10 protein-coding genes are annotated in these 13,417 nt (G+C 68.5%); 3 read left to right on the forward strand and 7 right to left on the reverse strand.

The features are described from left to right. Positions 1-12: 12 nt before the first annotated feature. Positions 13-486: a cupredoxin domain-containing protein gene (locus ACL58G_RS09320; RefSeq protein ID WP_440966465.1), complete on the forward strand. Its 474-nt coding sequence runs from the start codon at positions 13-15 to the stop codon at positions 484-486. Positions 487-539: 53 nt separating this feature from the next. Continuing rightward, positions 540-1,157, forward strand: a complete 618-nt coding sequence (locus ACL58G_RS09325) for an LON peptidase substrate-binding domain-containing protein (protein ID WP_413343162.1) — start codon at positions 540-542, stop codon at positions 1,155-1,157. Positions 1,158-1,301: 144 nt separating this feature from the next. On the opposite strand, the gene ACL58G_RS09330 is transcribed toward ACL58G_RS09325, so the two are convergent. Beyond that, positions 1,302-1,892, reverse strand: a complete 591-nt coding sequence (locus tag ACL58G_RS09330; RefSeq protein WP_440966467.1) for an EF-hand domain-containing protein — start codon at positions 1,890-1,892, stop codon at positions 1,302-1,304. A gap of 286 nt (positions 1,893-2,178) precedes the next feature. Here ACL58G_RS09330 and ACL58G_RS09335 point away from each other — a divergent pair, with 286 nt between their 5' ends. After that, positions 2,179-3,630 carry a DEAD/DEAH box helicase gene (locus ACL58G_RS09335; protein WP_440966468.1) on the forward strand — a complete coding sequence of 484 codons (1,452 nt, stop codon included), beginning with the start codon at positions 2,179-2,181 and terminating at the stop codon, positions 3,628-3,630. A gap of 72 nt (positions 3,631-3,702) precedes the next feature. Here the strand turns inward: ACL58G_RS09335 and ACL58G_RS09340 are convergent, their stop codons facing one another. The 6 genes from ACL58G_RS09340 to ACL58G_RS09365 all read right to left on the reverse strand — a co-directional run bounded on the left by ACL58G_RS09340 (position 3,703) and on the right by ACL58G_RS09365 (position 13,412). Further along, the gene (locus tag ACL58G_RS09340; RefSeq protein ID WP_440966470.1) at positions 3,703-5,376 is read right to left on the reverse strand and encodes a histidine kinase famiy protein; all 1,674 of its coding nucleotides are present in this window, start codon (positions 5,374-5,376) and stop codon (positions 3,703-3,705) included. A 91-nt stretch (positions 5,377-5,467) separates the two neighbouring features. Further along, positions 5,468-9,223, reverse strand: a complete 3,756-nt coding sequence (locus tag ACL58G_RS09345) for a glycosyltransferase (RefSeq protein ID WP_440966472.1) — start codon at positions 9,221-9,223, stop codon at positions 5,468-5,470. Further along, complete coding sequence (locus ACL58G_RS09350; protein WP_440966473.1) at positions 9,207-10,514, reverse strand: class I SAM-dependent methyltransferase; 1,308 nt, start codon at positions 10,512-10,514, stop codon at positions 9,207-9,209. The genes ACL58G_RS09345 and ACL58G_RS09350 overlap by 17 nt, the downstream gene beginning before the upstream one ends. Further along, positions 10,511-11,731 (reverse strand): ABC transporter ATP-binding protein, encoded by a 1,221-nt coding sequence (locus tag ACL58G_RS09355; RefSeq protein ID WP_413343393.1) that lies wholly within the window; start codon positions 11,729-11,731, stop codon positions 10,511-10,513. Before ACL58G_RS09355 ends, ACL58G_RS09350 begins: the two co-directional genes overlap by 4 nt. Further along, on the reverse strand, positions 11,731-12,531 hold the full coding sequence (locus ACL58G_RS09360; RefSeq protein ID WP_413343391.1) for an ABC transporter permease: 801 nt from the start codon (positions 12,529-12,531) through the stop codon (positions 11,731-11,733). Before ACL58G_RS09360 ends, ACL58G_RS09355 begins: the two co-directional genes overlap by 1 nt. Before the next feature lie 101 nt (positions 12,532-12,632). After that, entirely contained in the window at positions 12,633-13,412 is a 780-nt protein-coding gene (locus tag ACL58G_RS09365) for a Crp/Fnr family transcriptional regulator (RefSeq protein WP_413343389.1), read from the reverse strand. Positions 13,413-13,417: the final 5 nt, after the last annotated feature.

A 13,417-nucleotide genomic window follows, 5' to 3' on the forward strand; every position in this document is an offset into this window, starting at 1 on the left:
GCGTTTTACGCCATGCCGATGCCTTTCCACTTCTCCACGATGAGCCTGCTGCAGCGCGTGCGCCGGGGTGCCGCGCTGGCCCTCGTCGCCGTCCTCCTGTGGGCCGCGCTCGCGCCCGTGCGCTACCCGACGCGCGAGCGCACGTTCGTGTTCCCGCGCGGCGCGGCCATCCTGCGCGGGGAGGATGCCGGCCTGGTGCCGGCCGAGGTGCAGCTGACGCTGGGCGTGCGCGACGTCCTGCTGCTTCTCAACCGCGACATCGCGCCGCACGTGTTCGGGCAGGTGCTCGTGCTGCCGGGCCACGCGTTCCGCCTGCCGTTCGAGCAGGCCGGCGACTACGTGTACGCCTGCGACGCGGCGCCCGGCCATGCCGTCACGGTGCGCGTGGGCAATCATCCCGATCCCGGCTGGGCGCGCCTCGGGTGGCGCCTGCGTGCCCTGGCCGAGGCCGTCCGCACCCTGCCGATCGTCGCGCCGGACGACTGACGGGACGTGCAATCGTGCTCCGTCCCGCGCGGCGAATCTGTCATCATGCGCGCATGGCCACGATCACGTTACCCCTGTTCCCGCTCAGTACGGTCCTGTTTCCGGATGGCGTGCTGCCGCTACAGATCTTTGAGGTACGCTACCTCGACATGATCAGCCATTGCCTGACGGAAGACGAGCCGTTCGGCGTCGTGCTGCTGACGCATGGCCAGGAGGTGCGCACCCCGCAGGGCCAGGAAAAGTTCGCGTCCGCAGGCACGCTGGCCTCCGTGCAGGACACGACGGCCTCCACGCCGGGGCTGCTGCAGGTGGTGTGCCGCGGCGGCGCGCGTTTCAATGTCCTGGAAAGCGAACGCCGCACGAACGGCCTGTGGATGGCCGAGGCGGAATTGCTGGAAGACGATCACATCGTGCGCATCCCGTCCGACCTGAAAGGCGCGGCCGATGCGCTCGACCGCGTGCTGGCGTCACTGCACGACGTGCCGCAGAGCCGCTGGCCCGTGCAGCCGCCGTTCCGCCTGGACGATTGCGGCTGGGTGGCCAACCGCTGGTGCGAGCTGCTGCCGCTGCCCAATCACCAGAAGCAGAGCATGCTCATGCTGGACAATCCGATGATCCGGCTGGAGCTGCTGCATGACGTGCTCGACGAGCACGGCTTGATCACGTCCTGATTGTTCACGCGTTATAAAACGTCGTCGTTCCCGGACTGGCCGTCCGCCTTGGCGGGAACCCAGTTTTGCGTGCACTGCGACGATGCGTGCGAATTGGATCCCCGCCTGCGCGGGGATGACGTTGGGTAAGGTGCGCAGTGATTCTTAGGCCGCGACGCTGACGGCGCTACTGGTCGAGGCCGTGTCGCCGTCGTCCGAATACGCTTTCAGCAATTGCAGCGCATGGGCGAATTCGCGCATCGGATCGCGCTCGTGGTGCGGTTTGGCCGTCTGGCCGCTGTCCGATTCGCCGGCCCGCTTCGTCTCATACGCCGCCTGTTCCTGGGCGCTGACGGTACCGTCGCCGTTGGTGTCGGCCGGCTCGGTCGAGTCGCCGGTGCTGCCGGTGCTGCCCGTGCTGCCGGCCGCACCGCCCGGCGGCGGACCGGGCGGGGGACCGTCCGGCCGCATGCCGCCGCCGTTCACGCGCGACGCGTCGAACTGGGCGTTGAGCTGGTCGGACAGCTTCGTCATCGCATCCGTGAGCTCGCTCTTGGTGACCTTGCCGTCGCCATCGCCGTCGAGGGCGCTGAAGGCGTCGTCGATGTCGCCCGACTGCATGCCGCCGCCATCGTCCGTCGCCGAGAGCGCGCTCTGCAGGTCGGTCTTCTCGATATAGCCCTGGTTCTTCGTATCGAGTTTGGAAAAGACGGAATCGGCCCACGTCGACAGGCCACCGCTGATGCTCGCTACCATGCTGAATCCTTTATTTAATGAACTATTTATTCAAAGAATTATCGGTCCGGTAAGCGATTTAAAGCTGTAAAGGCGCGTAAAGGTAGGTAAAAACACGGATTTCATATACAGGGGGTAGGATTTGAGGTAACCTTGAGCGCGATTTAGATTCTCTACGTCAGCCTAAGCCGCCGCTCCCGGCCAAGCCCGCGCGAGGCGCGTCCCGTCACCCCGGTTTACCCGCGTTGGCCCAGCCTGGGCAGCAGCCCGGCCGTAGAACGCAACGATTCATTGCCCGAAAGAAAACATGTCTGAAACACCGACCACTATTGAAGCTGGCGGCGCGCCGACCGTGCGCTTCGCCGATTTCGGCCTCGCGCCTGAGATCCAGCGTGCGCTGTCGGACCAGGGCTATGTCCATCCGACCCCGATCCAGGCCCAGGCGATCCCCATCGTCCTGCAGGGCCGCGACGTCATGGGCGCGGCCCAGACCGGCACCGGCAAGACGGCGAGCTTCTCGCTGCCGATCATCCAGCTGCTGCTGCCGCATGCCAACACGAGCATGTCGCCCGCGCGCCATGCCGTGCGCGCCCTCGTGCTGACGCCGACGCGCGAACTGGCGATCCAGGTTGCCGAGAACGTCAAGGCCTATGCCCAGCACACGCCGCTGCGCTCCACCGTCGTCTTCGGCGGCATGGACATGAAGCCGCAGACCGAGATCCTGCGCCGCGGCGTCGAGATCGTCATCGCCACGCCGGGCCGCCTGCTCGACCACGTGGAGCAGAAGAACATCAGCCTGGCCCAGGTCCAGATGCTCGTGATGGACGAAGCCGACCGCATGCTCGACATGGGCTTCCTGCCCGACCTGCAGCGCATCATCAACCTGCTGCCGAAGAAGCGCCAGAACCTGATGTTCTCGGCCACGTTCTCGCCGGAGATCAAGAAGCTGGCGTCCAGCTTCCTGAACGACCCGCTGACGATCGAAGTCGCGCGCAGCAACGCCACCAACACCTCGATCACCCAGGTGCTGTACAAGGTCGACGAAGAGCAGAAGCGCAACGTCGTCGAGCACCTGATCCGCGCGCGCGACCTGAAGCAGGTCCTCGTGTTCTCGAACACCAAGATCGGCGCGTCGCGCCTGGCACGCTACCTCGAGCAGGCCGGCATCAAGGCCTCCGCCATCCACGGCGACAAGACGCAGCAGGAGCGCATCGCCGCGCTGGACGCGTTCAAGAACGGCGACATCGACGTGCTCGTCGCGACCGACGTCGCGGCGCGCGGCCTCGACATCACCGACCTGCCGTGCGTGATCAACTACGACCTGCCGTACAACGCGGAAGATTACGTGCACCGCATCGGCCGCACGGGCCGCGCCGGCGCCACGGGCGATGCGCTGTCCGTGTATTCGGACAAGGACGAGCGCCTGCTGGTCGACATCGAGAAGCTGATCAAGCAGACCATCACGCGCGGCGAACTGACGGGCTTCTCCCCGTCGCGCGGCGTCGAGCGCAGCGAGCGCCCGGGCGACCGCCGCAGCGGCCGCCGCGAATCGGACAGCCCGCGCGCCGAGCGCACGGAACGCCCCGACCGCGGCCCGCGCAGCTACGGCGCGCCGCGCCGCGAAAAGATCGATCCGTGGTTCCTCAAGCCGTACGAACCGGCGGCAGCCCCGCGCAAGGAAACGCCCGCGGCACCGGCCGCATCGGGCAAGCCGAAGCCCAAGCTGGCGGCGCTGCTGGGCGGACTTCCGAAGCCGTAGGGTGGACACCCCGTGCCCACGCGTGACGTTCGCGATGTGCTAGCGTCACGCGTGGGCGGAGGGCCGCCCACCCTACGCCAACGCCGCCTCCACCCGCTCCAGCAGGTCGCCATGCTTGTACGGCTTGGCGAGGATATTCAGCCGCTGGCCCTGCCCATGTCCCGGTAATTCGTCCATGTAGCCCGTCGTGACGAGCACCGGCAGGCGCGGGCGCAGCCGGCGCGCTTCGTCGACCAGCTGCAGGCCGCTCATCCCGCCCGGCATGATCACGTCCGTGAACAGCAGGTCCACCCGCGCACCCTCGCGCAGCAGGTCCAGCGCCTTCTCGCCGCTGGCGGCCGTCAGCACCGAATAGCCGGCCATGCCCAGCACGCTCTCGGCCAGTTCGCGCACGTCGTCGTTGTCTTCCACCACGAGCACGCTGGGCCGGCTGCCCGCCATGGCGTCCGCTTCCGGCGTCGTGGTCTCCTGGTCCGGGCCGGCGCCGCCGGCAGCGTCCTGGCCATTGTCGGCCACGGGGAAGATCATGCGCACCGTCGTGCCTTCGCCCGGCTTGCTGTCGATTTCCAGGCGGCCGTGCGACTGCTGCACGAAGCCGTGCACCATCGCCAGGCCGAGCCCCGTGCCCGGTCCCTTGGTCGTGAAGAAGGGCTCCGTCGCGCGCCGCAGCACCTCGGGCGGCATGCCGATGCCCTTGTCGACCACGCACAGGTCGACATAGGAGATGCGCTCCTCGCCGCGCACGATGGCGGTGCCGACCGTCACCTGGCCGCCGTCCGGCATGGCATCGCGCGCGTTGATCAGCACGTTCAGCAGGGCCATCTCCAGGTGCGTCGGATCGAGGTGGCACAGCGGCAGGCCGGGACGCAGGTCGAGCCGCAGGTCGACCTTGTCGCCCAGGGTGCGCACCAGCATCTCGGAGAATTCCACGACGAGGGTATTGAGGTTGACGGCCTTGGGTTCCAGCCGCTGCTTGCGCGCGAACGTCAGCAGCTGCTGGGTGAGTTTGCCGGCCCGCATGGCCGCGCGCTGCGCCCGTTCCAGCGCGGCGCGCGCCGCGTCGGGTTTCTCGAGGCTGATCAGCGCGACTTCCAGGTTGCCGTTGATGACTTGCAGCAGGTTGTTGAAGTCGTGCGCCATGCCGGCCGTCAGCTGGCCGATCGCTTCCATCTTCTGCGCCTGCAGGTGCGATTCCTGGCTCGTGCGGCGCTCCGTGATGTCCATCTGCGACGCGAAGAAGTACAGCAGCTGGCCGTCCTGGTCGAAGATCGGGCCGATGAACAGGGCGTTCCAGAACGGCGTGCCGTCGGCCTTGTAGTTCAGGATGTCGACGGCGACGGCGCGCTGCTCGGCGACCGCCTTGCGCACCTCGTCCACCGTGTGGCGGTCGGTCTGCGGACCCTGCAGGAGGCGGCAGTTGCGGCCGACGACGTCGTCTTCCTTGTACTGCGTGAGGTCGAGGAAGGCGCCGTTGCAGAACACGATCGGGTTGTCCGGCTGGCGCGGATCCGTGATGACCATCGGCATGCGCGTCATCTCGACGGCGGCGAAGAAGATGTTGCCGCGGTCGTCCAGGCCGTCGCGCTTGATGTAGGTGGCCTGCCAGTGGTTGACGCCGGGGGTGCCCATCGGCTCGTAGGCGTTGCCTTCGACCTCACCCGCGGCGGGTACGCCGTAGCTCTGGCCGCCGCCCTGCACGTCGACGTTCTTGTTGCGCGTATCTTCTTTTTTGGGACCGAGGACCATACGATTTCGCCACATGAAGGCTTGGGATGCCGTTCATTTTGGCGGGGCGACGGTCGGCGCTCTGTACGGATGCGCACAGAGCGCCGCGGCCTCAGGCGGACGGCGCGGACAGCAGCGCCAGCAGGGCTTGCGCCTGTTCGCGCCAGGTCATCCACGTCATGCCTTGCGACGCCGGATGGCGCCCCTCGGCATGCAGCGCGAGCCAGGCGCGCACCGCGTCGGCCAGCGCCGCGCCGTCCAGGCCCGAGAAGTAATACGCATGCTCGCCCGCCACTTCGCGGAACACGGGCAGGTCGCGCGCCAGCAGCGGCAGGCCGTGATGCGCCGCCTCGATCAGCGGCAGGCCGAAGCCTTCGCCCTCGCTGGGGAACAGCAGGCAGGTGCTGGCCAGGTAGACTTGCTGCAGCGTGTCGTCGTCGATGCCGTCCAGCCACAGCAGGCGGCGGCCCAGTTCCGGACTGCCGCGCAGGCGTTCCATGATGCGGGGCAGCGTGCGGCGGTCGGCGTCGGCCAGCGGCTTCCAGCCTTCGCGCCCCACGATCACGAGGTTCACGTCCGCCCCCGCGGCCCACAGCTGCTCGAAGGCCTCGATGGCCTGCAGGTGGCCCTTGCGCGGCTCGATCGTGCCCACCATCAGGAAGCTCGGGCGTGATGCCACCTGTGCCGCGACCTGTTCCGCGACCGGCGACCGCGGCGCCCCGTGCGGCTTTTCCAGTTCCAGGTCGGCGCCCAGGTGCAGCGCCGTCAGCAGCTGGCCCGGCCGGCGCGCCGCGGCGCGCGTCGCCAGCCATTGGGCGAGGTCGTCGCACACCGCGTGCGAGATGCAGATCAGGCGGTCCGCCTCGCCCGCCACGCAGTCGAGGAACGCCGCGTGGGTGACGTCGGCATGGGGCGGGAAGAATTCCGGCCGCAGCACGGGCAGCAGGTCGTACACCGTGAAGTTGATGGAGACGCCGCGCGCGCGCCAGGCGGCATACAAACCGCTGCGCGCGGCCGTCATCGCGGCATGCGGCGAATGGTCGGCGCAGTAATAGATGTCGCCGGCCAGCACGTCCACGACGGGGTCCGGGCCTTGCAGCACCTGGTCGATGCCGAGCAGGCGCGCCGCGTAGTTGCGCGCGTAGCGGTATTGCGGATGGCTGCCGCTCTCGTCGAGGTACACCGGTTCGACGCGCCAGCCGATCGCGCGCATCCTGAGCAGTTCCTGCAACTGGTTGCGCACGACGCGCTCGATGCCCGTCTTGAGATCGTGGCGCGCGATCGTCGTCACGTCCAGCAGCAACTGGCGCGGCTGCAGCGGGTCGGGCGCGCGCGCGATGCAGCGCGCGAGACGCTGCAGCAGGGCGTCGTCGTCGTCGAGGCCGGGCGTCGCCAGCAGCGCGCGCAGCAGCGCGGGACGGCCGTGGCGCCGTTTTTGCGCATCGCGCGCGAGGGCCGCCTTGTACATCAGGCCCACACGTTCCGGGCTGTTGCGTGTGCCCATCAGCGCGAAGCCGGCGGCGCCCAGCGCAAGGCGGCGCGCGTCGTCGGCGCGCAGCGTTTCCAGCGCGGCGACGAGTTCATTTTGTTCAAACACGTCCGGCAGCATCCACACGGCGTCGTGCGGGAATTCCGCCATCGCGCCGTTGGCGTTGATGATCACGGGCAGGCCGTAGATCATGCAGTCGAGGACCGTGCCCGACGTCTCGCCGCGCGAGCTGGTGCGCAGCTGCACGCCGAGGTCGGCGGCCTGCAGCCAGCGGAAATAATCGTCGTCCGACGTCCAGCCGGAGATGCGCACGCGTTCGCCGGCATGGGCGGCGGCGATGGTGTCCGTCATCTGGCGGCCGTAGTCGCCGCCGTGGTTGGCGCCGACGAACACGAGGTGGCAGCTGGTGTCGCCGTGCAGGCTGGACGCGAGCCAGGCCTGCAGCAGTTCCAGGCAGTGCTTGGTGGGCGCGACGAAGCCGAAGTTACAGACGACGAAGGCGTCGTCCGCGATGCCGAGCGCGCGCCGCGCCTGCATGCGGTCGTTCTCGGCCGGCACCGCGCGGGGCAGCTGCGCCGGGCTCCAGTCGGCGCCGGCCTCCGGGCCGTACCACTCGCGCGCGAGCTGGCGCGCGTAGTCGGAGTGGACGATCACGTGCGACGCGTCCTGCAGGATCTCCAGGTTGCACGGGTAGTCTTGCTTGGCGCGTTCGAGGCCCTCCGGCGCCATGCTGGCCTGCACGGCCGCGTAGCCGTGCGAGTGGAGCAGGCTGCGCGTCCACACGTCCGGCATCGCGCCCGTGATCTGCTCGTACGAGAGCATCCCGCTCAGGAAGAAGTCGTGCAGCACGACGACACCAGGATGGCGCTGCAGCAGCGGCATCATGTGGCTGTGGAACGGGCTGTTGCCGAACTGGTAGACGATGTGCCGGTAGCGGTCAGGATGCGCGTCGAGCCATGCGGGCGGATGCCGCGGCAGGTGCGCGAGTTCCGGCGGCAGCGCCACCTCCGCCTGGTGGACGATCAGTTCCACGTCGAAGTGGGGCAGCAGCGTGGGCAGCACGCGCACGGCGTAGTCGGCGACGCCCGTGCGTTCCGGCGGCAGCGGCGACAGGAAGGCGATGCGCGGCTTGTCGGGCGCGTCTTGCGCCGGCGCCGGCGCGGCCGCATGCGCTTCCAGCGCGGCGATCGCGCGGCGGGCGCTGTTGTCCCAACTGAACTTGCGGGCCTGGACGGCGCCGTGCTCGCGCAGGCGCGCCTGCAGCGCCGGATCGTCGAGCACCTGGCGGATGCGCGCCGCGATGGCGGCCGGGTCGCGCGGGTCGAATAGCGCTTCCGGGTTGCCGATCACTTCCGGGACGCTGGTGCTGTCGGCGCCGATCACGAGTGCGCCGCACGCCATCGCTTCCAGCGCGGGCAGGCCGAAGCCTTCATGCAGCGACGGGAACACGAACAGGGCGGTGCCGCGGTACAGGTCGATCAGGTCGGCGTCGCTCACGTAACCCGTCAGGACCATCTCGTCCGGCGCGAGGCCGTGGCGGCGCGCGAGGTCGCGCAGGCGCTGGCGCTCGCCGTCGTTGATCTTGCCGGCGATGAGCAGCTGGTGCGCGGCGCGCTGCACGGGCGGCAGCATGCCGTAGGCGGCGACGAGGCCGTCGATGTTCTTGCGCGCGTCGAAGCCGCCCGGCGCGCACATCAGGTAGGCGCGGCGGATGCCGAAGCGCGTGCGCAGCGCGGCCGCGTGCGCCGCATCGAGCGCGGCGGGGCAAAAGGTCTCGTCCACGGCCGTCGAGATCGAGACGACGCGCGCCGGATCGAGGCCCAGCGCGTCGATGGCTTCCTGGCGCGAGTAGTCGGAAATCGCCAGCAGCAGGCCGGCCTGGCGCAGCGAGGCGATCTTGCGCTCGTAGTAGTGGCGCTGCTCCGGCTGGGCCAGGTATTTGTCCGGGTTGAGGAACGGGATCAGGTCGTACAGGACGGCCGCGGTGGACGCGCCGTCCGCCAGGCGGCCGATCGAGACGACGGCGTCGTCCACATAGCCTTCGAACAGGCTGGTGACGAGCACGGCGTCCGGGCGCAGCTGGGCGATCGCGTGTTCGCGCAGCAGCTCGGACGCGCGCGCGCGCGGGCCGTTGTGCGGATGCGATTCGGCCGTCGGGCCGACGATGTCGAATACGCAGATGCGCTGCGGCGGCACGAGGCCGGCAAATGCCTGGCGGATGTCGTCGATGGCGCTGCCCAGGGCGGCGTTCAGCACGAGCCAGACCTCGTGGCTGCCGGCATTGCGCGCCACGCCCAGCGCCAGCGCGAGCGAATAGCGGCCGATGCCGCGGTAGCGGCTTTCGGACTGGGCGCCCTGGAGATCAATGACGATCCGCATCGTTCATCCTTGCTTGTTCCTGTTTCAGTTGGCGCAGCTGGCGGTACGCGCGCGCGGCGCGCGGCGACAGCTCGCCCGGTTCGTCGTTCAGCCGCACGCGCGCGGCGCCGCTGTTGTCCAGCATGAGCGTGTACAGGCGGGCTTCCAGCGCCGGCACCTTGCGCAGCACGGCGCGCGCGGCGCGCTTCATGCCCGGACGGCGCAGCACGGCGCCGCCGGCGCTGCGCACCAGGCCCTTTACGCGCGTCTTGATGCCGCTGCCGATGCGGCCTTCGCGCTGCGCGCTGCGCAGGCGGAGGGCGAGCGTCATCGCGCGCCGCAGCGGTTCGGTGATGCGCCACGAGGTGCTCGACAACAGGTCGACGACGCGCTGCGACATCTCGGCCGCATGCGCCTCGGCCCGGCCGATGCGCTCGTCCAGCCGCGCCAGCGCGTGGTGCAGTTCCTGCGCCTGTGCCTGGGCGCTCGCCAGCTGCTGCGCGAGGTCGGTGCCGTGCCGTTCGACGCGGGCGAGGATGTGGTGGATCTCGGCGTCGCGGCCGGCCAGCTGGTCTTCGTAGCGCAGCGCGAGCTGGCCCAGCGTGATGCCCCAGCGGGCGGAGAAGGCGTCGTCGAAGCGGGCCAGCGCGTCCGGGTCGGCGGCCTTCTGTGCGACCACGGCGTAGTCGGGGCTGACGCCTTCGAGCACGTTGATCAGGCCCACCGGCGCGCCCGTGCGCAGTTGCGGATCTTCCTGCAGGCGCACGATGCGCTGGCGCGCGAAGCCCGCGTGTTCGGCCGCGAAGCCGAGCAGGCCCGGGGGCAGCGGGTGCAGGTGCGAGGGATCGAGATAGAAGCTGGTGGCGCCGACCGTCAGGTTTTCCGGGTTCGGCGTCTCCATGACGAGCAGGCCGCCCGGACGCAGCGCGCGCAGCGCTTCGGCGATCAGTTCGCGCACGAGGTCGAATGGCAGGTGCTCGACGAGGTGGAAGGCCGAGACGAGCGCCAGGCTGGCGTCCGGCTGGGCGCGCAGCGCGGCCAGCGCGTCGCCGTGCCGCGCGGCGAGGCCGCGTTCGCGGCACGCCGCCAGCATGCCCTCGTCGAGGTCCACGCCGCGCGCCTCGAAGCCGCTTTCGCCCAGCAGCTCCAGCCATTCGCCGCGGCCGCAGCCCAGGTCGAGGGCGACGGCCGGCGCGCCCTGCTGCAGCAGCGGATCGGTGAAGGGAGCGTAGGCGCGCAGCCGCTCCTTGATGGTGTCGCGCGAACCGCGGTAGCGGTCTTCGAAGGCGCGGTAGAACGATGTCTGGCTCATCGCCGGATCTCCACTTGCGGCTCCAGCCAACTGCTGCCCACGAACTCGCGCCGGTTCATGTTCATGACCATGAAGATGGCCGCCAGGTCGCGCCATTCGTAGTTGTCGGCCAGATGGGTTTCGTTGCTCGTCAGGGCGGTGGTGATCGAATAGCTGCCCGGTCCCAGGTTGAGCGGGAAGCGGAAGCGGTAGTCGATGGTTTCGCCGGCCGCGAGGTCCGTCAGCGGGTGGTCGAGGAAGTGCGTGTTGGTGCCGAAGATCTGCTGGCCCAGGCGGTCCTTGATCATGTAGCCCAGCACGAGGCGCGGCAGCGGCTTGTTCACGCGCACGCGGATGCGCAGGGTGGCCGGCACGCCCACGTTCAGCACTTCCAGCACCCGGCCTTCCTCGTTTTCCAGCGCGACGTCGACGACGTTCGCGTGGCCGTTGCCGGACGTGGTCTGGACGCGGCCTTCCGGCGTCCGCACCTGTTCCACCGTCGTGCCTTCGCGCTCGGCGATCAGCGCGTTGTAGTAGTCCATCACTTCCTCGGGCGTGCCCTGCTTGGCCAGGCGCCCGCCGTCGAGCAGGATCGCGCGGTCGCAGATCGACTGCATCGCGGCGCGGTCGTGGCTGACGATCAGCAGGGTCGTGCCCTGCTTGCGGAACTCGCGGATGCGGTCGAAGCTCTTGTGCTGGAAGTAGGCGTCGCCGACGGACAGCGCCTCGTCGACGATCAGCACGTCCGGTCGGCGCACGGTGGCCACGCTGAACGCGAGGCGCATCTGCATGCCGGACGAGTACACGCGCACGGGCTGGTCGATGTAGTCGCCGATCTCGGCGAACGCCTCGATCTGCGGCATCAGCTCCTCGAGCTCGTGCACGCCGAGGCCCAGCAGCTGGCCCGCCATGAAGACGTTCTGGCGGCCCGTGAAATCGGGGTGGAAGCCCATCCCCAGTTCGAGCAGCGCGGCCACGCGGCCGCTGATCGCCACGCCGCCCGTGGTCGGCTGCGTCGTGCCGGTGATCAGCTTGAGCAGCGTGCTCTTGCCGGCGCCGTTGATGCCGATGATGCCCACGGCGTCGCCCGGCGCCAGTTCGAAGCTGATGTCCTGCAGGACCCACTTCAGCTTGTGGCGCGGCTGGTTGCCGGGCAGGATCCATTCGGCCAGCCGGCTCCAGCGGTTGCCGTACTGTTTATAGGCCTTGCCCAGGTTTTCGACTCGGATCGCGCCCATCACAGTTCATCCACCATTTCGCCCGCGCGCTTGCGGAACAGGTGCATGCCCAGCGCGCAGAACAGCAGCGCCAGCACCGTGACCGGCAGCAGGCCTTTCCAATGCGGCAGCCGGCCGTCCAGCAGGATGCCCTGGCAGGCCTGCACGACGGCCGCCATCGGGTTCCAGGCCAGCAGCGGACGGATGTCCTGGGGCAGGGCCGTGGCGGGATAGACGACCGGCGTGAACCAGAACCAGAACTGCAGCACGATCGCGAAGAACTGGCCGACGTCGCGGAAGAACACGTTCAGCACGCCCAGGATCATGGCGAGGCCGATCGCGAACAGCACCAGCACGCCGAGCACGGGCACCAGCGCCAGGTACTGCCAGCCGGGGAACGAGCCGCTGACGGCGAGGAAGACGGTGAACAGGCCGAAGATGATCGCGAAATTGACCAGCGCGTTGAGCACGACGACGATCGGCAGGCAGATGCGGGGAAACTGCAGCTTCTTGATCAGGTTGGCGTTTTCGAGGAAGACATTCTGGCCGCGCGACGTGATCTCGGCGAACAGGCCCCACGTGAGCACGCCCGCGCACAGGTAGATGCTGTACGCGAAGTGGCCGGTGCTGCCCTGCAGGCGCGTGCCCATCACCTGCGAAAAGATGACGGTGTACACGACGATCATCGCGAGGGGATTCAGGATGGTCCACGCGGCGCCCAGCAGGGAATTGCGGTACTTGGCCTGGAATTCGCGGCGCACGCTACCCGCGATGAAGCCGCGATAGCGCCAGACGCCACCCAGCATGGAACGGGAAATCATAGGGAGACGAAAGGAGGAAAACCGGATGGTAAGTTGTTGATTATAACATGTTGCAGGTCGCTAATTTACGTCTTACCAATTGTTACGAATGCCGGCGAACGTCAGCCGTCGATGAGTTTTTGCAGCGCGTCCGGCTTGACGATGATGATGCGGTGCGTGCCTTTTTCGATGATGCCTTGCTGGGCGAGCGTGAGCAGGGCGCGCGTCACCGTTTCGCGGCTCGTGTTGATCATGTTGGCGATGTCCTGGTGCGTCGGCAGGTTTTCCACGACCTGCACGTTGCCGTCCTTTTGCTCCTTCAGCAGGTTGAGGAACGTGTAGATGCGGCGCGACGTGTTGTGGATGCTGAGCAGGGCGCGGAATTCCGAGTCGCGCTGCACTTTCTCGGCCAAAAAGCGCAGCATCTGGTTCGCAACCGGCGGCGAGTGGGAAAACAGGTACAGCGCCGTCGCGCGCGGCAGCAATGCCACCAGCACGGACGACAGCGCCACGACGGACGCCGAGCGCATCGAGCCGTTGATGACGGCGATTTCGCCGAAGAAGTCGCCCGGTTGCAGCAGGCGCAGGCCGATCGCCCGGCCGTCTTCCGTGACGTCGACGACTTGCAGCGAGCCCGTCAGCAGGAACAACAGGCTGTCGCCGGCCGCGCCTTTTTGCAGCACGATCTCGCGCTTGGCGTACTGGCGGATGCGCAGGTCGGACTTCACCCGCTGCATGTGCTCCTCGCTGAGGTTGGCCAGCAGCGGGATCTTGCGCAGGTGGATGTGCACGTTGACTTCCTGCGGCGCCGGTTCGTTGGCGGCCGCGGCCGGATCCGGCACCAGCTCCTTCGGGACGATGTCGTTGTCCGTCTCGTTCTTACGTTTGCTCGACGATGTCATTCGCG

This window comes from Massilia sp. GER05 (assembly GCF_052056005.1).
GTDB lineage: Bacteria > Pseudomonadota > Gammaproteobacteria > Burkholderiales > Burkholderiaceae_D > Telluria > Telluria orientalis.

Bases quoted from the DNA above. Each gene is read 5' to 3' on its own strand.
- ACL58G_RS09320 (WP_440966465.1), top strand. From the start codon at position 13: ATGCCGATGCCTTTCCACTTCTCCACGATGAGCCTGCTGCAGCGCGTG.
- ACL58G_RS09325 (WP_413343162.1), top strand. From the start codon at position 540: ATGGCCACGATCACGTTACCCCTGTTCCCGCTCAGTACGGTCCTGTTT.
- ACL58G_RS09330 (WP_440966467.1), bottom strand. From the start codon at position 1,892: ATGGTAGCGAGCATCAGCGGTGGCCTGTCGACGTGGGCCGATTCCGTC.
- ACL58G_RS09335 (WP_440966468.1), top strand. From the start codon at position 2,179: ATGTCTGAAACACCGACCACTATTGAAGCTGGCGGCGCGCCGACCGTG.
- ACL58G_RS09340 (WP_440966470.1), bottom strand. From the start codon at position 5,376: ATGGTCCTCGGTCCCAAAAAAGAAGATACGCGCAACAAGAACGTCGAC.
- ACL58G_RS09345 (WP_440966472.1), bottom strand. From the start codon at position 9,223: ATGCGGATCGTCATTGATCTCCAGGGCGCCCAGTCCGAAAGCCGCTAC.
- ACL58G_RS09350 (WP_440966473.1), bottom strand. From the start codon at position 10,514: ATGAGCCAGACATCGTTCTACCGCGCCTTCGAAGACCGCTACCGCGGT.
- ACL58G_RS09355 (WP_413343393.1), bottom strand. From the start codon at position 11,731: ATGGGCGCGATCCGAGTCGAAAACCTGGGCAAGGCCTATAAACAGTAC.
- ACL58G_RS09360 (WP_413343391.1), bottom strand. From the start codon at position 12,531: ATGATTTCCCGTTCCATGCTGGGTGGCGTCTGGCGCTATCGCGGCTTC.
- ACL58G_RS09365 (WP_413343389.1), bottom strand. From the start codon at position 13,412: ATGACATCGTCGAGCAAACGTAAGAACGAGACGGACAACGACATCGTC.